Origin of the sequence: Thermogemmata fonticola (genome assembly GCF_013694095.1) — a bacterium.
Lineage (GTDB): Bacteria > Planctomycetota > Planctomycetia > Gemmatales > Gemmataceae > Thermogemmata > Thermogemmata fonticola.
This window is the reverse complement of record NZ_JACEFB010000001.1, coordinates 107,863-128,471: the sequence shown is the minus strand read 5'-3', so window position 1 is coordinate 128,471 and position 20,609 is coordinate 107,863. Positions and strand designations below refer to the sequence as shown.

The window sequence follows — 20,609 nt, the reverse complement described above, 5'->3', positions numbered from 1 at the left end:
GATCAGCGCTTCCATCCCAAGTCCGCACCTAGATTCGGACTTGGATTAGGCTTGAGCTTGACCCTGGGCGACCGCCGCAGCATATCATCGTTCACGCGGTTCCTGCGGGACAGGTTTGACGGGTATCGCTGTCGCCGGCGCTGCCACGGGAGCTGCCGCGGCCACTGCCACAGGAGGTTTTCCCGCCCCCACAGGGGTAGGCGTCGTGACTCTGGCCCTATCTGTCACGCCAGGAATGGGTCCATCCAGGAGCTTCGGGTCTTTCTTGTAGTTGGTGACCAAGGTGATCAGTTTCTGCGTTGCCACTTTGATTTTCACCTCGAACTTCGTGATCCAAGCTTTGAAGAGGACATGACTGAACACGAGAGGGATGGCGGTAAATAGGCCGATGGCTGTCGCAAACAAAGCCAGGCCAATTTTGGAGGAATGACCTCCGATTTCCTTGACTTTGCCGGCCGCTGATTCGCGGCCAATCGCGTCGAACGTGTTGATCATCGAGATCACGGTGAAGAAGAGGCCGACCATCGTGGCAATTTTGGCGATGGCGAGAATCGTCGGTAAAAGGAAGTGCAAGCGGGGGAGTACTTCCAGCTCGACCTCGTTGGCGATACTGCGGCGCATGGCCGCCGCTCCCTGGTCCGCCGCTTCTAAACCCGCCACAAAGACCCGACTGGGGATTAACCCTTTTTCTTGTTTGCACAACTCAACCGCCCCTCGAATCCCATGCTTCCGGAGCACCTCCTGAAACACAGGCAGAAAATCATCCATCGAGGTGTTGGCCGACATATTGAGCAGAATCCGCCAGATGACTAGCGCCGCCCCAACGAGCGACATCGTCACCAGTGGCAAGGCAAAATACCATTCACCGATGAAAAAATCTTTGACGGCTTGCATAGGCTCTCTCAGAGTTTGGAGGCTGACTCCCCATCCCAAACGGGTATTGCCGAATTTCCTGAGTCCATACCCATGATACTGGCTCAGGCGGCAGCTCGCAAAGAGGCAACCGGCTTGCGAGCCGTCCTTGCAACCCTAGCGATTGGGGTGAGGTCTGTTTTACTCTTCCTCTTCCTCTTTGAGTTGGGCCTTGCTGACAATTTGCTGCTGAATGTTGGGGGGAACAATTTCGTAGTGGCTGAATTCCATCGAATAGGAGCCGCTCCCTTGGGTCAGGCCGCCGAGCTGGGCGGCGTAGCGGCTCATCTCGGCGAGCGGAGCTTTCGCATAGATGACAGTCAGTTCTCCTGGCAGACTTTCCTGGTTTTCGACTTGAGCGCGTTTGGTGGGCAGATCACTCAGAACTGCACCGGTGTATTTACTGGGCACCGTGATTTCCACGCGCACAATCGGTTCCAGTAAGACAGGTCGGGCGGAGAGGAACGCCTTTTTGAAGGCCTGCCGCGTGGCGATTTTGAAGGCCGCTTCCGAGGAGTCCACTTCGTGATGCTTCCCGAAGTACACCTCCACCGCCACATCTTGGATGCGATAGCCCGCCAGTACCCCCCGTTCTAGCATTTCCTTGCACCCTTTTTCCACGGCAGGGATAAAGTTGTTCGGAATGACGCCGCCGACAATGTGGTCAATGAAGGCGAAGTTGAAATTCGGATCGTAGTGGCAGGCCCGCATCTTCTCGAAGCGGCTTTTGTTGGCAAACACCGCTTCACATTGAGCCTGGTCTTTGATGTCCCGGGGGAGGGGGTAAATCCGCAAATGCACCTCGGCAAACTGACCGCGACCGCCGGTCTGCTTTTTATGGCGATAGTCCCCCTGCCCTTCTGCTGTCACGGTCTCCCGGTAGGGTATTTTCGGTTCTTTGGTGTTGATTTCCAAGCCAAAGCGAGCCTTGAGGCGCTCCCGGATGACATCCAGATGCAATTGGCTGATACCACTGACAACTAGTTCATTCGTTTGTGGATCATGGGTCACCTTGATGGTCGGGTCTTCCGCAGCGACCTTTTGCAGACTGGTGGAGATTTTCTGCTCGTCCCCGCGGTTTTTCGGCTCAACCGCTACGCCAAACATCGGTGTCGGAAACACGGGCACCGGCAGCTTGGGCGCTTGGGGGGAATAGGACAGCGTATCTCCGATTTCCAGGCCATCGACTTTGGCAACAGCGATGATATCTCCAGGAACGGCTTCGTTGATGGGAGAGGTTTTGGTTCCCTGAACCTCGTAAATGTGTGAGATGCGCAACGACTGGCCGCTGCGGAGATTGATCACCGGATGGTTGGGCTGGAGCTTGCCGGTCAGAACGCGGATGTAGCTCAGATTTCCCACGAACTTGTCATTGACCACCTTGAAAACTTGACCGAGGAATTCCTCACTTTCACTTGGCTCCAGCGAACGTTTCTGACCGTTGTTGCCGCTTTGGAGGTCGGCCAGCCGTTTTTTGGCATACACGGGTGAGAGGGCATATTGGCAAAGGGCCTCCAGCAACTCGCGGACGCCGAGGTTTTTCTTGGCAGCGGTGCAAAAGATCGGAATCAAAGTGCCGGCATCAATCGCTTTCGGGACTGCCGCTTCAAGTTCCTCTTCAGATACTGTCCCCTCGGAGAGGTACTTTTCCATCAGGGATTCGTCACATTCGACCACGGCGTCGATGAGTTGGGTACGCGCCGCCTGGACATCGACTGGACAGGACGGCGGTATCTGAGCAGGCAAGCGGAGAAGGTTGATGACTTCGCGAAAATCGGGGCCGACAGCATTGGGAACATTGAAGAGAACGCAATTCTTGCCAAAAGCGGTTTGGATGCTTTTGACCACGCCAGGAAAATCGATCTTCTCGGCATCCAGCTTGTTGATCACAATCATTCGGGCCAGGCCCCGTTTGGTGGCTTCCTGGAACATGCGGCGGGTGTTCATCTCCACGCCATTGAGGGCTGAAACGACCACCAATACCGTCTCGACCGCGGCGAGGGATTCGAGAGCTGCCCCGATGAAATCGGGATAGCCGGGAGCATCGAGGATGTTCACGTGTTTGCCGTCATAACTCAGGTGAAGCACATGCGTATCGATGGAAAAATGATGCTTGCGTTCTTCCTCATCGACATCAACCGCAGAGGTACCGTCATCGACACTGCCCATCCGGTCCACAACACGGGCTTGATACAACAGGGCATCGGCTAAGGTGGTTTTTCCCGCGGCGCGATGCCCAACCAAGGCAATGTCCCGGATATTTTCCATCGAATGTTTGACCACCATGCCTTCGTCTCCCCTTGGGGAAAAGGACAAATCCACGGTCACGAATCGGAAAAAATCCTTTCCATCTCCCTGGGCTGGAGGTTCGACCCTCCGCCCAGCTATTATTCCGGTGCGGCTCTTACCACGGCTAAGGCTTCAGACAAGCGAATGCTTCCTTCGTAGAGAGCACGGCCAATGATGCAGCCCCATACTCCCACTCGGTGCAAGCGACGAAGGTCATCCAGGGTCGAAATTCCCCCCGAAGCGATGACTGGCCAGCTCGACATATCGCGGATTTCTGCGAGGGCCGTCTCGTTGGGACCGCTCAGCATGCCATCCCGCTGTATATCGGTGTAAACGACGGCAGCCAACGGGGCACCCCGGAGAACTTCGAGGAGATCAACAGCTCGGCACCGCGAAACATTCAACCACCCTTCCGTTGCCACATAACCGTCCCGGGCATCCAATCCCAGCACAATTCTCTGAGGCCAACGCTCCGCCACTTTGCGGAACCAGCCCGGTTCCTGCAACGCCCGGGTGCCCAGAACCACCCAGCGTACACCCCAATCCAAGGCCGAAGCTATGTCCTGCTCGCTGCGTAATCCTCCCCCCAGTTGCACAGGGATGCCGCAGCGAACGATCTGCCGCACGATCTCCTCATGAACCGGATGGCCACTGCGGGCGCCGTCCAAGTCCACCACATGCAAGCGGTCCGCTCCTTCCGATTGCCACCTTTGGGCCACCGCCACGGGATCATCCGCAAACACCGTCTCTTGGGAATAATCCCCCTGACGGAGCCGCACGCAACGACCGCCGCGCAAATCAATGGCTGGATAGAGAAACATCGGCGTTCCTTACTTGTCTTACGGCATTGTGAACGACACATGAACGAATGGCAAGACCGGGAGGAAGCCACAAACCATTCTCGCTGCCACACCATCCATCCCTCACTACTCCTAACCGCAGAGTGGCCCAATGCTAGGGGGCAACCCCGGCCCGCCTGCGTACAGTCCTGCCACATTCCCTTCTTATGGAGCATCACGTAGTATGTTGCTTTCTTCCCTCGAACGGAGAAAACAACCCACCCTCCTCTGGACTCGTGACTCCTGAGAAAAAACAAAAAACATCAGTTGACAGTTGATGATGCCGCCTTCATAATATAGCTCCGGGTACTACCCAGTGCGCTGTCATTCCGCCGAGGCAGTTACACTTTTTCTAACTCTCCCCTACAGCCCTGCGGAACGAGTGACAGAACGTTTAGGTAGGTACTGAATGATTCTCTCTCCTCCACCACTCGTCAGTGGGGTCGTTTGTTACCCTTGGTACCGCCGTGAGGAGCAACGGCAGAGTTCATGCCGGTCAAAAAGTGCAGGAAGTACATTTTGACGGCGAGTTTGGAGGTCTTCATCATGTTTCGTGGTTCATTGTTGGGACGACGAGCGTTCACGCTCATTGAGCTGCTCGTGGTGATTGCGATCATTGCCATCCTGATTGGACTGCTTCTGCCTGCGGTGCAGAAGGTCCGTGAAGCCGCCGCCCGTTCGACGTGCCAGAACAATCTCAAGCAAATCGCCCTTGCAGCCCACAACTACGAAAGCCAACACGGCAAACTACCGCCTGGCGGTGTGGGGCCGCCCATTGGTTCCGGCTTCAACTGGAACGCGCCACACAACGGAGTTCTTACCTTCTTGTTACCGCAGTTGGAACAGGGCAACATCTACCAGCAAATATCCACGAATGTCAATCCACAAGGACAAACCGTAGGGTTGGTGTACTTTGAGAACAACCCCCCTGCAGCGGCCAACACTGGGTGGTGGAACAATGCGATCAACTTCCAAGTTGCCCAATATCGCATTAAGACATTCCTCTGCCCCTCGGATGAACCGGATTCCAACACCACGGGTGTTTTCATCACAGCCTACATGGAAAATTTGACGTTCACCGGCGGTTACTACCCGAACCCCACGGGCAACCTCTTCGGCAAGACGAACTATGTTGGCTCGGCGGGGGCTATCGGCAATGCCCAAAGCAGTGCGTTTTACAACACCTATCGCGGTCCCTTCTACAATCGCTCTGCAGAACGGCTGGCTTCGATTCGGGACGGCAACTCCAACACCGCGATGTTCGGTGAAACACTCATGGGTAGGGAAACCGGTGCTCGCGATTTCGCAGCTTCTTGGTTTGGCGTGGGCTATGGGGCGCATGCTTGGGGACTCCTCATTCCCGCCCAATGGTACACATTCGGCAGCCGGCATACGTCGGTGGTGAACTTTGCACGGGCTGATGGCTCAGTGACACCCGTGCGCAAGGGCGTTGCCGCCCAGGGAACCACTACGCAGTGGTTCAGCAATGAGTGGTACCAATATCAAAGGTTCGGCGGTACCAACGATGGTCAACTGATCCAATTCTCCGTGCTAGAGTAAACTACCCTCCAAACACCTATCACGGAGTATGCTCAAACTACTGATCATTACTTGACCTTCTACTAAAGGGAGTAGCAATGAACCAAATGCGACGACGAAGGATTTTGTGGCCCTCCTGGAGTCTGGCTATCATCTTGGGATTGAGCCTCATCACTTCGTGGGGTTGTGGGGATTCAACCAAGAAGCCTACGGCAGAGATGCCCAAGGGGAAACCCAACTTGGGTCAACCTGAGCCACCACCACCCCTCCCACCGCCACCGAAATGAGCTTGTTGACCTGGTCTCCCACGACACCAGGCCTCCTTGACACCTTCGTTCGCTGTGCCGTGTCGGTGACCTGACACGGCCTTTTTATTTTGCGATATGTGCGGCGCCAAAACTTAGCCAACAATCATGCTTTCGTGGTGAACAATCTTGCTGTGTTTGGTGGCTTGAGTCTCTCCAGTTGGTTGCTATTGTAGATTGGCGGTCTCAAAAAGATATCGCCCCGAGATCGTAAAAGAGCGCTTCCCACTATCTTCCAGTACCCAGACGCTCAACGGATTACCTCGTGAGAAAAAAATTAGGATTCCACTTGACATTTTATGAGTGAGCCTTCACAATCTGACTTGTCGGCACAAGCTTGGGTGGAGTCGATGCAGGATGACTCGCTTACGAACTGCCTTTCCTGCATGACTCTACCAGGGTGCATTTTATATAGCCGTGTTCTTCTCCTTGAGGGGACAGTAGGGAACATTCGATCCCTATAACCTATGTTTCGTTCCATTTAGGCAATGGAATGAGCCCCCCAAGTGAATGGACCAACAGGGTGGGCCTCATCCATATGAGGAGGTTTCATCCATGACTCGCGCACGTGCCCGTCTGTCACTGTTCCGAGGGTTCACGCTCATTGAGCTGCTCGTGGTGATTGCAATCATTGCCATCCTGGTTGGACTGCTTCTGCCTGCGGTGCAGAAGGTCCGCGAAGCCGCCGCCCGCACGACATGCCGGAATAATCTCAAGCAACTGGGTTTGGCTGCACACAACTACCAAAGCAATTACGGCAATTTGCCTCCGGGTTACAATGGCCCCGAACCGAATGTGCACGACCCAGGCAACATATTCACGGGAGGAACAGTACATTTCACGGGTGTGCTGTGGTATCTCCTACCCTACGTGGAACAGAACGCGGTTTGGGATCAGATGCCCAACATGAAAAGCTCCACATTCGTAGGACAGTGGTGGAGTGTGAACCCAGACTGGACGATGGCCCACACAAACATCAAGGTATATGTCTGTCCCGCTGATACAGATGATCGCCAACATTCGGCCGCATGCTTGCACACCTACGCCCCGAATGGCATTACGACGGGACCCAATGCAGCCGGAGCCGTCCTCTATTACTTCCCAAATTATAGTGCCTTGGGAAAGACGAATTACCTGGGCGTTGCTGGAGCATTAGGACGAGATGCCATCACTTCCTCCCCGTTTGACGGTCCAGGCGAGAATCTCGCCCTGTATGAAGGAGTCTTCTTCAACAATAGCAAGGTCAAGGTGGAACAAATCCGGGATGGGAGCAGTAGTACTCTGATGTTTCTGGAAACCTTGGGTGGCGGTGCCCCGTGGACCAAGCCTTGGCCGCAACTCCCCGGAGGCAACCCTAGCAACCTGAACGTCAAGCACACTTGGGCGGGTAGCGGTGCCTTTGGTACCAAGTTCGGCTTAGTGCCACCCCAAGGTCCGGGTGGTCCCGGTTGGCAATTCTTCAGCAGCTATCACGTTGGGGTCGTCAACGCTTACTTCGCTGATGGTTCAGTCCGCCCCCTGCAGTTCTCTGATACGAGTCAGCGTAATCCGGCGGGCACCTCTTGGCGTGTGTTACAGTCCCTGTCGGGCCGGAACGATCAGATTGTGATGAACGCCTCCATGCTGTTGGATTGATCCTCAGCAGCGGAGAAATTACCCCAAAGGAGGAGTTATAACATGCCACGCTGGTATCGCTGGATGACGATCTGCATCTGGATCGCTGCTGTGACCATTGTGTCGGCTGTGGCGATTCAAAAACCAGAATTCCTACGAAAGAAATCCCTCTCCACCCCAGTGGACCCCAAGCGGCGGGTGCAGGTGGCGATGGGGGCGCTAAAGGAGGGAACCAGCAGAAGAACGTACCACCCGGCACAGGGACGGTTCAGTAAGAACAATCCTCCGGTGTTCACTGGAGCCGGTTTCAGCATGCGCCGCCGTTGATGCGGAGGATTTGGCCGGTGACGTAAGCCGCCTCGCTGCTGGCTAGCCACACCGCAGCAGCAGCGACATCCTCAGGCAATCCCCAGCGCCTCAGCGGGGTGCTCTGCCGTACCCGCTCCTGCCAGGTTCGGGAGGCGCTCTCGCCCCAGGCGGTGCGAATCCAGCCTGGGGCCAGGCAGTTGACGCGCACCTCCGGCGCCAGAGTCTTCGCTAAACTGCGAGTAAAGGCCATCACCGCGCCCTTCACCGCTGCGAAGAGTTGGCCACTGTCTCCTTCCATTCCATAGTCGGCTTGGTCCCAACCCAAGGTCAAAATGCAGCCGTGTCCCCGGCTTTGCATTCGTTCTCCGATGAGACGGCAGAGCTGGATGGTTGCGCGAACATCCACTGCCCACAACGCCTCCAGTTTCTGCTCGAAGCTCCACTGAGCCGCTGGACCGGTCAAGACATCGACCCCCGCATTGCACACCAGAACATCTAGTCCCTCTGTCCCCCAAGCCTGAAGAGCCAAGCGTTCGACGGCTTGAGGGTCAGCTAAGTCCGCCACCAAGACGCCAGCTTGCTGGACCGGAACCTGTCGGCCATGGCGGATCACCCAAGCTCCTTCCCGTTCAAAGGCCGCGGCGATCGCCGCACCAATGCCTCTCGTGGATCCCGTGACCAAGGCCCGTTGATGAAGCAATCGCCTTTTTCCCGGTTGATCATCGGCCGTCCACAACTGGACTTGAGCGCGAGCCTCTGCGGGTAAGTTCTGGAGCAACTCCTGGACGGAACGATGAAGAAGCGGATGTTTCCAATCCGGCGCAATGTCAGCCAGCGGCACCAGCACAAAGGCACGCTCCGCCAAGCGGGGATGCGGAATTGTCAGCTCCGCCGTTTGTACCACCAATTGATCGTAAAACAGCAAATCCAGGTCGATGGTGCGTGGGGCGTTCCGTTCTCCGCGGCAACGCCCCAATTGTCTTTCGATCGTCACAAGTCGGCCGAACAATTCCTCCGGCGTCAAGTCTGTCTCGACGAGCACCGCCGCATTGAGGAACGGAGGGGAACCGGGAGGACATTCGACCGGGGCTGTTTCATAAATGGGAGAGACAGCGATAAGCCGTACAGCAGGCTCGGCACGAAGGCGTTGAATGGCTGTGCGAATGGAGTCTTCCCGCTTCCCCAAATTGCTACCGAGGGCAATCACGGCGCGAGATGTCATGGCCTGGGCCATACCGTGAGCCAGAGTCCATAGAGGGGGCTTCCCTTTCCTGATGGGAGGAACAAGTACTTTACCCCCGGCTCATCAATTGTTGCCTTTACTCCCTGGCCCGTCCAATCGTTATTTCTTAGTGGCTGATGTTGCAGACTTGGCCGATGATGCCGCAGTGGCCCCCGCCGGAGCAGCGGCGGTCGACGTCGCTGAGGCTTCCTCTTTCTTCGAGCGCTTCTTCAGTACCACCTTCTGAACCCGAGTCTTCGGAAGGCCATACGGGCTGCGACCTTCCGTCCAGGTCCCGTCTGCCATCATTTTCAAGACACGCTCGGCACGCGTCAGAACACAACGCACTTGAGCTTTCCCACCTCTACGCTTCAGGCTTTTGTCAATCGACATAACTCACCTGCCCATATATCCTGTTGGGGTTGTCCCGGATCGCCTTGGCTTATGGAATGTGATACTATAACGACATCGGTTCACTGACAAGGGGGGTACCCGCTCGTTTGCGAAGGAGTGGCCGAACTCGTTTTCAGTGTCAATCACGGCTCGACCATGAGAGTGAAACTGGACTACGGCAAGACTGGTCTGGAGGTCACAGTTCCGGATGACCGTTTGATCGCACCTCCGCTATCACTACGAGAAGTCCCACCCTTAGCGAATGCCGAGCAGGCCATCGAAGAAAGTCTCCGCAACCCCATCGGCACGCCTCCGCTTTCGGAGATGGCTCGCGGAAAGCGTACTGCCTGTGTGGTCATCTGTGATATTACCCGTCCCGTTCCCAACAAGCAGATTCTGCCCCCCCTCCTGCGCACCCTCGAAGAAGCCGGGGTACCCCGCGAAGGGATCACCATTCTGATTGCCACGGGGTTGCACCGTCCGAACGTGGGAGAGGAATTGATCGAACTGGTGGGCGAGGAAATTGCTAACCAGTATCGCTGTGAAAACCACTACGGCAAGAGATTGGAAGAGCATGACTATTTGGGTACCACTCCCAACGGCGTCCCGGTCTGGATCGATAAGCGATACACGCGGGCCGAGCTGAAAATCACCACAGGTTTGATCGAACCGCACTTGATGGCCGGCTTTTCTGGAGGCCGAAAGGTCATTTGTCCCGGACTTGCTGCGCTAGAGACAGTCAAAGTCTGGCATGGCCCCCGGTTTCTGGAACATCCGAACGCCGATTGCGGCATCTTGGAAGGTAACCCTGTCCACGAGGAGAACACGCGGATTGCCCGGATGGCGGGGTGCGATTTCATCGTGAATGTGTGCATCGATGGCCAGCGGAGGATTACCGGTGTCTGGGCCGGGGATATGATTCAAGCCTGGCAACAGGGAGTGCAATTCTGCCGTCAGGTGGTCGCTGCCCCGGTTCCCCGACCCGTCGAGGTGGTGGTAACCAGTTGTGCTGGCTACCCACTTGACACCACCTGGTATCAAGCCGTCAAAGGTTTGACCGGTGCTCTGCCCATCGTCAAAACGGGAGGTACCATCATACTGGCCGCCAGTCTGACAGAAGGATTAGGCAGCCCGGAGTTCCAGCAACTGATTCGGGAAAATCCCGATTTGCAAGCTTTTAAAAAACGGATTCTGGAGACCGATTACTTTGTGATGGATCAATGGCAACTGGAAGAGCTGGCCAAGGTCTTGGCCAAATGTAAGGTCAAGGTGGTCACCCAGGGGTTGCCGCCGGAGACCTTGCGCGCCTGTCAGGTGGAGCCTGCCCCCTCGGTCGAGCAAGCCGTGGCTGAGTCCCTCGCTGAGTATGGCCCGGAGGCCCGCCTCGCGGTGATTCCCAAAGGCCCCTACGTCTTGCCTTACGTCAGCGCTTAATCCAAGACATCATCCCAGCTGAGACGCCGACGTCTCTATTCCAACTCTTGGCGAAGTTGAGACCAGCGGAGGCGCAATTCCTCCAGTGTCGCACGATATTCAGCACGTCCGGCCAGATTTCTCTCTTGCCGCGGGTCGGCCTGGATGTCGTAAAGTTCTTCGATCACCGGTTCCTGAGCCAGCCAGCGAATGTAGGACCAGCGTTCTGTCCGCACTCCTTCCGAAGGGGGAATGAGTTTGGGCAATGTGTGATGCTCGTAGAAGAAATCGCGCCGCCATGAGGAAACATTCTGCCCTTCGACCCAAGGACGCAAGCTCTTTCCCTGCATCGATTGCGGCACGGGTACACCGGCCCAATCAAGGATGGTGGGAGCAATATCAATGTTGAGAGCCATAGCGTCGACCTTGCGCCCTCGAAGTTGAGACGGCAAGCGGGGATCCATAATAATGAGGGGGACGCGGATGGATTCTTCGTACATGAGCCACTTATCCGACATGCCGCGTTCACCTAGGAAAAACCCGTTGTCGGAGGTGAAGAGCCAGAGGGTTTGGCGTTCCCAGCCTCGGCGGGCGACAGCGTCTACGATTCGTCCGATTTCGCGGTCCATCCCTGTGATCAGACGATAATAGTCCTTCACCGTTTGCTGAAACATGGCGTCGGTCGCAAAGCGCCGTTCCCAACGCCGGCGACCCTCGGATTTCTGCACAAAGGATGGAAGCAGCCGGAAGAATCGCTCCTCAGCCGTCGCAGGTCGAGGAATGACCGCATCGGCATAGAGCTTCTCGTCTCGCGGGTCCGGTGGAAACTCGCGGACCGCCCCATCCTGAGCATGAGGAGCCTTGAAGCTGATTGACAGACAGAACGGTTGTTCAGGCTTGCAACCTGCGAGAAATTCCAAGGCCTGGTCTCCCATGCGTGCCGTCAGATGCTGGGGAGTACCCACCTTCTCTTTCGCAAAGTAAAAACCTTGCCCTGGAAACCCCCGCCAGTAGTCGAACTCCTGGGCAGGGAGATTGCGGCCAACTCCGTATTTGCCGATAAAACCGATGCGGTAGCCTGCCTTCTTCAGGAGCAAGGGATAGGTTTGAGCCAGCGCTTGCGCTGTAAAGTCGGTGTTGAAATCATGGATGCCGTGCCGCCGGGCGTATTGGCCACACAAGATGCTGGCCCGACTCACTGCACAAATCGATGTCGTCACGAACGCATTGCGGAAGAGCGTCCCCTTTTGGGCTAGAGCGTCGATGCTGGGCGTTTGGATGATGGGATTGCCCATGCATCCTAACGCGTCGGCACGCAAATCATCGGCGAGCAAAATGATGATATTCGGGCGTCCCCCAGGTTGCCCTTCGGCTGCGGCCAAAGGATAGCAAGCATATCCGCAGAGAATCACTGCCGCATACAAGCTCCATCCCCATGACTTATCCCGTCTCATGTTTTTTCCTCACCCCCTCGTTACTCTCGGATTCTACATTATTGCTACTGATCCCTCAAACAACATCTCGAATCATCCGGGATTCCGGGATTCTGGGCTTTCCTCAAAAAGCAACTCGTGCCCTATCACCAACAGGTCATCTGATAGCTCATTAGATACCTTGACCGTCTCCATCATGGGTACCCTGCTGGCCATGATATGTCGTGGTAACTCAGGGGTTCAAAACTGCTGCTGCACTCAGATGTCTGACAGTGAACACATGGAACGCGCTCCAACAGTGCGTCGATCAATCCGTCTTGACTGGAAATTCGGACAGTTCGATAATAGCTCATGGGGAGTGACCCATGCGATGAAATCCGGGCGGATGACACTTTTGCTACTTTCTGCGATCGGTACCGTTATTACAAGTGTACCGCATCTCCAGTGTGTTTGCCCTGCCCTTCCGCACCATAGTGATACTCATCGCCAAGTAGCGGCACTCAACGCGTGCTGTTCCCATGGATGTTGTGGCCCGGCCCGTGCGAAGAGTCAGGATTCGCCGCGCCCGTGTTGCCGCAAGAAAACTTCATACGCCTACACCATACACGATCACTCTAAGGCGTTCTCACATGCCTCAGTTTCCTGCACAAATGATGGTTTCGCAACACCTGCTCGGTGCTCTCAAGTCGTTCATACCCCTGCACCCGCTAGCGTCGAGGAGATAACCTCGCAGATCTGGCAATCTTGGACGAAATCTCTCCAACACGCGGGGTTCAGCTACTGTCCGCGGGTTGACATTGTCCGCTATCCCTTCAATTCGCGTCTGACTCCTCATCGCCAGACCGATGATACAGCGGCATTGTCCACGGACCTCGTCTCCTTGCATCAGCGCTTGTCCATTTAGGCCTCTCAACAGCCCCTGAAGTCCGTTAGCGATTAGGACCGATCCGCCGCAGCCGGCGAGGCGGGGTACCAAAGCTGATAGGTTTTATTCGACGCAGCTTTCGATTCAGAGACAACCCAAACCCGTGGCAGGCAATTGCGAGGATTGCCATTGGCTCCTGTGCTGAGTGACGTGATGGAGTCATGAATTCAATTTCTAAACGGAGGGCACAGTGATGTCGCAGTATCAGACCGAGGGGGATCGACCCCCCCTCAGAGGCGACGATGCTTCCCCTCAGCCATCCCCTGGTAACGATCCGGCAGCACTGGCGCAAGCGACGGCGGCACGTAAATCCGGCCCTGGATGGCATCGATCGCTCTGGTGGCTGCGGGTTCCCTTGGCTCGCCTTCGCTTCGTGGCCATTCTGACGATTCTCGGTCTAGTGATGGTCTATTGGGACACTCTGGCCGCCTATTACGCCAAATGGACTCGTCCGCCCGTAACAGAAGCGGACGCTGCTTCTGGCGATTACGAATGGTATTGCCCGATGCATCCGAATGTTGTGCGTGACAATCCGAGGGAAAAATGCCCGATTTGTTTCATGCCGTTGTCCCGACGCTTCAAGGGAAGCGACAGTGCTGTAGCTTTGCCGCCGGGGGTTGTCCATCGGGTGCAAATCTCCCCGTATCGTCTTGTGCTGGCAGGGGTGCGAACGAGTACGGCCGCCTACGTCCCCCTCACCAAGACCATCCGCACGATCGGCTTCGTGGAATTCAACGAACGGGATGTCAAACAAGTGACGGCCCGCGTCAAGGGCCGGGTCGATCGTCTCTTCGTGAGCGAGACCGGAAGAATGGTCCATGCGGGTGAGGACCTCGCTCTGGTTTACAGTCCTGAATTACTCGTCACCGTCCACAATCTGCTGGATGCCCGGCGCCTCGGCAATTCTCTTCTGGAGCAGAACGCCCGCGAACGGCTGTCCCTCTGGGGAATCGATCGCGAGCAGATGGATGCTCTCCTCCGCAAAGGGCAGGCAGAAACTCATCTGCGTATCCGTTCGCCGCTGACCGGCCATGTCATACGCAAATATGTGCGCGAAGGGCAATATATCGAGGAGGGTACACCCCTCTATGATGTCGCCGACTTATCCACGGTATGGATTGAAGCTCAGGTGTATGAGGATGACATCCCCTTCCTGCCTCCCCAGGAAGCGTTCCACACACCGATTCCCTCTGCCGATGCAACTCTCCCCGTCCGGGTGCAAACGACTGCCACGGGGGTCGAGCAATTCATCGGAACCCTGGCCTTCATCCACCCGCATTTGAATGCGGATACACGAACCCTGACTGTTCGGGCTGAGTTGCCCAATCCGCAGCATCGATTGCGGCCGGGAACGACAGCCACGGTTGAATTGCGTATACCTCCCCTACGCGTTCCAATTTTGCGGCGCAGGTTCGAGCATTCGTGGGCTTATGCTACAGGTGTGTCACTTTCCGCAGCCGGAGTTTTTTCTGCCGCGGCAGCCTCTTGGGGAGCGTTGATGGAAGCGGCCGGCCAACGGTTACTGTTGACTCAGGGATACGTCTTGGCTGTACCGGAGTCCGCCGTGATCGACACCGGCCAGCAAAAACTGGTCTATCGCCAAGTGGAAAGCACAGTTTTTGAAGCGGTCGTTGTCACCTTGGGACCGCGTATGGAAGACCCCAGTGGCGCGCCGCGCTATCCCGTTCTGGGTGGCTTGCAATCCGGCGACATCGTGGCCAGTAACGGGGCGTTTCTCATCGATGCGGAGACACGACTCAACCCCGCCACAGCTTCCACGTATTTCGGGGGAAGCGGGTTGAATCGTGCTGGCACGGGCCAGCCGCCGGTAAGACCTTCCACACCTCGTGACGAGGACGCCGAGATCGCAGCTAATTTGCAGAGTCTCCCGCCCGCCGACCGCCAGGCCGCCCAGCAGCAAGGGTATTGTCCCATCCAGCGAATCTCACGCTTGGGTTCGATGGGACCGCCCCTCAAGATTCAATTGCAAGGTGAAACACTCTTCCTTTGCTGTGAAGGGTGCGAGCGGGAGGCGCGAGCGCATCCTGAGGAGACCCTGCACATTGTGGAACAGTTACGCCGTGGCCTCCGCCCCCCTCTACCGGCCAAGTGAGATGTGAACATGACACTGTGCTGTCACTTTTGATGGGAAAAAACATGGGGGCCGGGAGGAAACCCAGTTGCTGGCTCGGGTAGCGCGTTACCAGTCGCTGGATTCACTCACCGGCCTCCACCAGACCATCGATCACAAGGGGTGAAACATGCCGAAATGGATTCGCTGGAACCAACAAGCCCAGTGGCCAGGGACCTTGGCTCTAATCCTGCTACTTACGGCTGGAAATGGATGTTCGCCTTCATCCGCACCCACCTCAGCGGCCAAACTCTATGAGTTCCGCGGCAAGGTCCTGGACGTATCGATCGAAAAACGGACGGCGACGATCCAGCATGAGGACATTCCGGGATTGATGCCTGCCATGACGATGACTTTCCAGGCGGGAGAGGCCGTGGATTTAGAGGGCTTTCAAGTCGGGGACGTTGTGCACGGGCAGTTGGCAGTCCGAGGAAGAGACTACGTGATTGTCCACTTACAGCGATTGGATGGGGATACTCGCAAACCGTGATCGCGGGATGACGCCATGATCGAACGTATCATCGAATATTCGATTCGCAACCGCTGGGTCGTTCTGGCAATAGCGGCAGTATTGACTGTGCTGGCAATCTATGCCGTCCTGGACACTCCCATGGACGCCATTCCGGATCTGAGTGAGAACCAACTCATCGTTTTTACCGACTGGCCAGGACGTAGCCCGCAAGAGATCGAGGATCAGATCACCTATCCGTTGTCCTTGAAGCTGCAAGGGTTAGCTGGCATTCGCACGGTCCGCTCCACCTCCGAATTCAATTTTTCCATGATCACGCTGATCTTCGAGGACGGCATCGATTACTACTTTGCTCGAACCCGCGTCCTGGAAAAACTTGCCGAAGTAAGCGGAAGCAATCTACTTCCACCGGGAGTCACCCCCCGCTTGGCACCCGACGCCACAGCGGTGGGGCAGATCTACTGGTACACCGTGGAGGTTGATCCTGCCCAGCCACTGGAAGCGGGAAGGCTCTGGGCTTTGAACCGTTTTTACATTGTACCGCAATTGAATTCGGTCTCTGGGGTGGCGGAAGTCGCTCCTGTCGGGGGTGCTCCGCTGGAATATCAGCTCCATGTGCATCCAGAAGCGTTGCGTGCCTACGGCATCACCCTTGATACTGTGGTCCAAGCAGTGGCGCGGAGCAATCAGGCCACCGGAGGCGGCGTCATCCAGAAAAATGCGGCGGAGTATGTTGTCCGCGGCGTGGGCTGGATCCGGGACCAACGCGATTTGGAGAACACAGTCGTCCAGACCATCAACGGTGTTCCTATCTATGTCCGTCAGATCGCCACCGTATCTCTGGGAATCCAATACCGCCGCAGTGTCTTTGAAAAAGACGGGAACGAGGTCGTGGGAGGCGTCGTCCTCATGCGCCATGGGGAAAATCCCCTCGCGGTGACACGCCGGATCCAAGCCAAGATTCGCGAGTTGCAGCCCGGTTTGCCCCCAGGAATTCGGATTGTTCCAGCTTACGAGCGGACACGCTTGATCCACGGAGCCATCGAAACCTTGACGCGAGTTCTCTGGCATGAAATGCTCATCGCCGCTCTGGCCATCCTACTCATCCTCATGCATGTGCGCAGTGCATTTGTCATTTGCGTGACTCTGCCCTTGTCCGTTCTCTTCTCCTTCCTCATGCTGTGGCTGCTGCGTCACTTGAAGATACTCGATGTTCAAGCCAACATTATGTCCCTGGCGGGCATTACCATTTCGATAGGCGTGCTGGTGGACCAAGCGATTGTCATGACGGAGAACGCCACCCAACGCCTGACGGAACACTTCGGGCACAAACCAGTCCGCGGCGACATCATCCCTTATGTCCTGCCTGCCTGCCGTCTGGTCGGCCGTCCGATCTTCTTCGCGGTCCTGATCATGTTACTGTCGTTTTTGCCAGTCTTCCTGCTCGGAGGCCGCGAGGGGAAGTACTTCTATCCCTTGGCTGTCACGAAGAGTTTGGCCATGGTAGGTGTTGCGATACTCTCCGTGACCGTCGTCCCCGCTCTTATTCCCATATTCCTGAAGGGACGCCTCCGCCGCGAACAAGATAGCCCCATTGTTCGCAGCTTCATCGCCATTTACAAACCATTCCTCCGCTGGGCTTTGCCCCGCCGAAATCTCGTGATGTGGCTTTTTGCTGCTTTGCTTCTGCTCGCCGCCGGATTGTTTCCAATCCAAGCTCTCCTAGGATACGGCGCGTCGGAGTCGGCCTGGCGCGCGTGCTTCCTTGGGATTTTCGCCGTTGTCACGGGATTGACAGTCCTATTCATTCATGGCTGGTTCTGGCAACTGCTGGCTCTGGTCAGTCTCACCGGGCTGGCTCTCGCATCTTACAGCATCCCTCCCAAGCACCGCATCGGCGTCGAATTTATGCCGCCTCTCGATGAAGGCTCCCTCATGGATATGCCCGTCACAGTGCCACGTGTTGGCATCACCCAAGCGATCGATGATCTGAAACACCGGAATGCCCTCATCCGCAGCTTTCCCGAAGTCGAATCCGTGATCGGTAAGGTGGGACGAGCCGAGACACCAACGGACCCGGCGCCCCTGGACATGGTGGAAACTTTCATCAACTTTCGTCCCCGGCAGTGGTGGCCGCGGCGCGTCCTCGCTTTTGACGATGCGGCGCGCCAAACCGCGTCGACCCTCCAGGTTTTGGAAAATCAGGGCTTTTTGGTTCGACCTTCTCATGAGGAGGACCGCAACGAGTTGATCAACGTAGCGACCCAAAAAGCCCTGGAGCGCTTCGACGAAATCCAACGGGAAAGAGCCAGCCAGCTTTATCAGGATTGGGAACGGCAATTGGCCCCTCAACTCACGCACTGGCTGGTCAGCGAAGCCATCCGCCGCTGGGACCACGCGGGACGGCTCCAATGGCCAGAAGGGTCTTCCCCCCAAAAATTTATCGACACCTGGACTGCACAATTGGCTCCCCGTTATGGACGATGGCTGGCCAAACATCCCTTGTATGAAGATGTTGATCGCCTGACACATGAACTGGCTAGCACGGTGCATCAACAGGGCATCGGGATGGAGCCGGCTGTATTGCTTGCCCCAATCAACCCTTTCCAGCAACTGCCCCACACTGCGCTCTGGATAGCCGGAACGGCAGGGGCAGTGCTCATCGTGATGCTTTTGCTCTGTCCCTGGCGATGGTGGTGGATTCTCGGCTGCCTCACGTTATCAGGTGTAGGTATAGCGGCTGTAAGCACGGGGACACTCACACGAGAGCACCAGCAATATCTGGTACAGCAAGGCTTGCGTCTGCTGGGTTATCCCCCGCCCTCATGGACTGAGCAACTCTGGTACGACTTGCAGGCTGAACGCCACCGCCTCTGGGACGAAGCTGTCGAACGCTTTAACTGGGAACTCTTCGATTTGGGAACCGCTGCTTACACTTGGCTGGCTCTTGAGGAACTGGTGTATAAAGGCGCGGAAATCGGCTTGATCGGGTCCGCTCCCCGACGTGCGGAGACCGAGCGATTCCGTCAGGCTGCTCGGGATGCTCAGCTCAGCAAACCGGTGGACCCCAGCGATACCCACCCCTTTGTCGCAATCCGCGATGAGTTAGTGACATCGTTCCGGCAATGGGTTTTCTTCCACCCTCGCCGCGGAGGTAAAGACGGCGATCTGATTGCCGACGAAATGTACCGTGTCCTGCAAGTACCAGGCTGGAGCAACATTTTTACGATGCCCATTATCAACCGCATCGACATGCTCTCGACGGGTATCCGCACCCAAGTGGGAGTCAAGGTCTTCGGCCCCGACTTAGAGACAGTGTCGCGGATCAGTCAACAGGTGGAAGCCGCTCTCCAGCCGATCCGGGGAGCCAGCGATGTCATCGCTAGTCCCATCATGGGCAAAGGATATGTGGAAATCACCCTCGATCGCAGCCGGGCCGCGCGATACGGCATTACCGTGGACGACGTCCTTTCGGCAATTGAAACCGCCGTCGGTGGGCGGATTGTCACTTCCACGGTGGAACAACGCGACCGTTTCCCCGTGCGTATTCGTTTCGCCCGCGCTGCCAGAGAAGATGAAACGCGTATCCGTCAGGTGCTGGTCAGTCCAGGAACCATGCCGAGAGGGTCCAACCCTGATCCGTCTATCCCCTCGGCCGCTCTGCCGAATCCTTCATTATCCCCTCCTGTTTCGCCCGCCGGGGGTCCCGATGTCCATGCCATCAAGCCGCCTCATGCTGTGAGGCGTGATCTTCTCATTCCCTTGGGGGCTGTAGCGAACATTCGCATCGTCGATGGACCCGCGGTCATCAGGAGCGAAAATGGGCGGCTTGTCAACACCGTGACCCTCAACGTGCGTCAACGCGACTTATTAGGCTTTGTCGAGGAAGCCCAGCGCATCATTGCTCAGAAGGTTCCTCTTCCCGAGGGGGTGACCCTGGTGTGGAGCGGCGAATTTGAACATCAGCTTCGTGCTGCCCAAACGCTTCGCCTCGTCCTCCCTCTTGTCCTGCTTCTGATCGTTTTCATTCTCTACCTGACTTACAGGGATGTGGCTGATGCGGCTTTGATGCTGCTCACTGTTCCGGAGGCCCTAGCCGGCGGTGTCTTTTTCCTCTGGCTCTTTCCCAAAATCCTGCATGGCTGGGAAACTCCTCCCCTCGACTTTACTATTGCCGTGTGGGTGGGCTTCATCGCTTGTTTCGGAATGGCTGCGGAAACCGGGATTATCATGCTCGTCTATCTGCGAGAGGCGATACGCCAACGAGGGGGACTAGAAAAGATTTCCTCACTGGAAGAACTCCAACAGGCAGTGATCGAAGGGGCTGCTCATCGTCTCCGCCCCAAACTTTTGACCGAGGGTGTCGCCATCGTCGCCATCTTCCCTATGGTCTTTGCCACGGGCGTCGGTGCCGAATTGCTCACTCCTATGGCTTTACCTGTGCTGGGAGGACTGCTGATTGCCGACGAAGTGGTGGACATTTTCCTGCCTGTCCGTTTCTATTGGATCCGGCGGAATCGCTGGCTGCGCCTTCAGGCCGAACGGGCTGCCCTATCCACACCTGGACCAGAAGCCCACACGACCCTAGCCGAGTCTCTTCCCCTCTCCCCTGCCCTACCTCCGACTGAGGATAACCGGTATTCCCTGGTTGCACCCCCCTCCCCCTGACGGGTCCCGTTCTTCCCATGCGTGCCCCCGACCATAACAAGCCACAGTCTGGCACCATCCTGTTTTTCGGGATGGCTCGATAGGATCACGAGGCGATTTCGGATCAGCACGCCGGGAACGGGGATGCTCGCAAACCAGCGATTGCAGG

General features: G+C 56.6%; 13 protein-coding genes and 1 pseudogene. 8 read left to right on the top strand and 6 right to left on the bottom strand.

The features are described 5' to 3' along the window. Positions 1–84 precede the first annotated feature (84 nt). From H0921_RS00470 to hisA, 3 genes are all read right to left on the bottom strand, one after another. Positions 85–894 (bottom strand): MotA/TolQ/ExbB proton channel family protein, encoded by an 810-nt coding sequence (locus H0921_RS00470; RefSeq protein WP_194536070.1) that lies wholly within the window; start codon positions 892–894, stop codon positions 85–87. 159 nt (positions 895–1,053) lie between these two features. Beyond that, positions 1,054–3,198: an elongation factor G gene (locus H0921_RS00465; protein WP_194536069.1), complete on the bottom strand. Its 2,145-nt coding sequence runs from the start codon at positions 3,196–3,198 to the stop codon at positions 1,054–1,056. Between the two features lie 101 nt (positions 3,199–3,299). Next, positions 3,300–4,022 (bottom strand): 1-(5-phosphoribosyl)-5-[(5-phosphoribosylamino)methylideneamino]imidazole-4-carboxamide isomerase, encoded by a 723-nt coding sequence (gene hisA / locus H0921_RS00460; protein WP_194536068.1) that lies wholly within the window; start codon positions 4,020–4,022, stop codon positions 3,300–3,302. A gap of 564 nt (positions 4,023–4,586) precedes the next feature. Between hisA and H0921_RS00455 the strand changes: the two genes are divergently transcribed. The 3 genes from H0921_RS00455 (at position 4,587) to H0921_RS00445 (ending at position 7,825) form a co-directional block, all read left to right on the top strand. After that, positions 4,587–5,600, top strand: coding sequence for a DUF1559 family PulG-like putative transporter (locus H0921_RS00455; protein WP_194536067.1), 1,014 nt, complete (start codon positions 4,587–4,589; stop codon positions 5,598–5,600). An 839-nt stretch (positions 5,601–6,439) separates the two neighbouring features. After that, complete coding sequence (locus H0921_RS00450) at positions 6,440–7,519, top strand: DUF1559 domain-containing protein (RefSeq protein WP_194536066.1); 1,080 nt, start codon at positions 6,440–6,442, stop codon at positions 7,517–7,519. Between the two features lie 42 nt (positions 7,520–7,561). Next, entirely contained in the window at positions 7,562–7,825 is a 264-nt protein-coding gene (locus H0921_RS00445) for a hypothetical protein (RefSeq protein WP_194536065.1), read from the top strand. On the opposite strand, the gene folK is transcribed toward H0921_RS00445, so the two are convergent. Continuing rightward, the gene (gene folK / locus H0921_RS00440) at positions 7,806–9,029 is read right to left on the bottom strand and encodes a 2-amino-4-hydroxy-6-hydroxymethyldihydropteridine diphosphokinase (protein WP_194536064.1); all 1,224 of its coding nucleotides are present in this window, start codon (positions 9,027–9,029) and stop codon (positions 7,806–7,808) included. The two genes, H0921_RS00445 and folK, sit on opposite strands and share 20 nt — an antisense overlap. 52 nt (positions 9,030–9,081) lie before the next feature. Between folK and H0921_RS17705 the strand changes: the two genes are divergently transcribed. Next, positions 9,082–9,276: a hypothetical protein gene (locus H0921_RS17705; RefSeq protein WP_228498976.1), complete on the top strand. Its 195-nt coding sequence runs from the start codon at positions 9,082–9,084 to the stop codon at positions 9,274–9,276. Between the two features lie 56 nt (positions 9,277–9,332). Here the strand turns inward: H0921_RS17705 and H0921_RS17700 are convergent. Further along, a pseudogene (locus H0921_RS17700) lies at positions 9,333–9,422 on the bottom strand (small basic protein); the annotation flags it as partial. Between the two features lie 156 nt (positions 9,423–9,578). On the opposite strand from H0921_RS17700, the gene H0921_RS00430 reads away from it, so the two are divergent. Continuing rightward, positions 9,579–10,856 carry a nickel-dependent lactate racemase family protein gene (locus H0921_RS00430; RefSeq protein WP_194536062.1) on the top strand — a complete coding sequence of 426 codons (1,278 nt, stop codon included), beginning with the start codon at positions 9,579–9,581 and terminating at the stop codon, positions 10,854–10,856. Positions 10,857–10,891: 35 nt separating this feature from the next. Here the strand turns inward: H0921_RS00430 and H0921_RS00425 are convergent, their stop codons facing one another. Continuing rightward, positions 10,892–12,289 carry a sulfatase family protein gene (locus H0921_RS00425; protein ID WP_194536061.1) on the bottom strand — a complete coding sequence of 466 codons (1,398 nt, stop codon included), beginning with the start codon at positions 12,287–12,289 and terminating at the stop codon, positions 10,892–10,894. Positions 12,290–13,386: 1,097 nt separating this feature from the next. On the opposite strand from H0921_RS00425, the gene H0921_RS00420 reads away from it, so the two are divergent. The 3 genes from H0921_RS00420 to H0921_RS00410 all read left to right on the top strand — a co-directional run bounded on the left by H0921_RS00420 (position 13,387) and on the right by H0921_RS00410 (position 20,461). Next, positions 13,387–15,306 (top strand): efflux RND transporter periplasmic adaptor subunit, encoded by a 1,920-nt coding sequence (locus H0921_RS00420; RefSeq protein WP_194536060.1) that lies wholly within the window; start codon positions 13,387–13,389, stop codon positions 15,304–15,306. Positions 15,307–15,454: 148 nt separating this feature from the next. After that, positions 15,455–15,814, top strand: coding sequence for a copper-binding protein (locus tag H0921_RS00415; RefSeq protein ID WP_194536059.1), 360 nt, complete (start codon positions 15,455–15,457; stop codon positions 15,812–15,814). 15 nt (positions 15,815–15,829) lie between these two features. Continuing rightward, a complete protein-coding gene (locus H0921_RS00410) occupies positions 15,830–20,461 on the top strand; it encodes an efflux RND transporter permease subunit (protein WP_194536058.1) in 4,632 nt (1,543 codons plus the stop codon). Positions 20,462–20,609 lie beyond the last annotated feature (148 nt).

Coding starts and splice junctions, on each gene's coding strand:
- H0921_RS17705 (WP_228498976.1), top strand. CDS start 9,082: ATGGGAGGAACAAGTACTTTACCCCCGGCTCATCAATTGTTGCCTTTA.
- H0921_RS00415 (WP_194536059.1), top strand. CDS start 15,455: ATGCCGAAATGGATTCGCTGGAACCAACAAGCCCAGTGGCCAGGGACC.
- H0921_RS00455 (WP_194536067.1), top strand. CDS start 4,587: ATGTTTCGTGGTTCATTGTTGGGACGACGAGCGTTCACGCTCATTGAG.
- folK (WP_194536064.1), bottom strand. CDS start 9,029: ATGACATCTCGCGCCGTGATTGCCCTCGGTAGCAATTTGGGGAAGCGG.
- H0921_RS00425 (WP_194536061.1), bottom strand. CDS start 12,289: ATGAGACGGGATAAGTCATGGGGATGGAGCTTGTATGCGGCAGTGATT.
- H0921_RS00410 (WP_194536058.1), top strand. CDS start 15,830: ATGATCGAACGTATCATCGAATATTCGATTCGCAACCGCTGGGTCGTT.
- hisA (WP_194536068.1), bottom strand. CDS start 4,022: ATGTTTCTCTATCCAGCCATTGATTTGCGCGGCGGTCGTTGCGTGCGG.
- H0921_RS00450 (WP_194536066.1), top strand. CDS start 6,440: ATGACTCGCGCACGTGCCCGTCTGTCACTGTTCCGAGGGTTCACGCTC.
- H0921_RS00420 (WP_194536060.1), top strand. CDS start 13,387: ATGTCGCAGTATCAGACCGAGGGGGATCGACCCCCCCTCAGAGGCGAC.
- H0921_RS00470 (WP_194536070.1), bottom strand. CDS start 894: ATGCAAGCCGTCAAAGATTTTTTCATCGGTGAATGGTATTTTGCCTTG.
- H0921_RS00465 (WP_194536069.1), bottom strand. CDS start 3,198: ATGGTGGTCAAACATTCGATGGAAAATATCCGGGACATTGCCTTGGTT.
- H0921_RS00430 (WP_194536062.1), top strand. CDS start 9,579: ATGAGAGTGAAACTGGACTACGGCAAGACTGGTCTGGAGGTCACAGTT.
- H0921_RS00445 (WP_194536065.1), top strand. CDS start 7,562: ATGCCACGCTGGTATCGCTGGATGACGATCTGCATCTGGATCGCTGCT.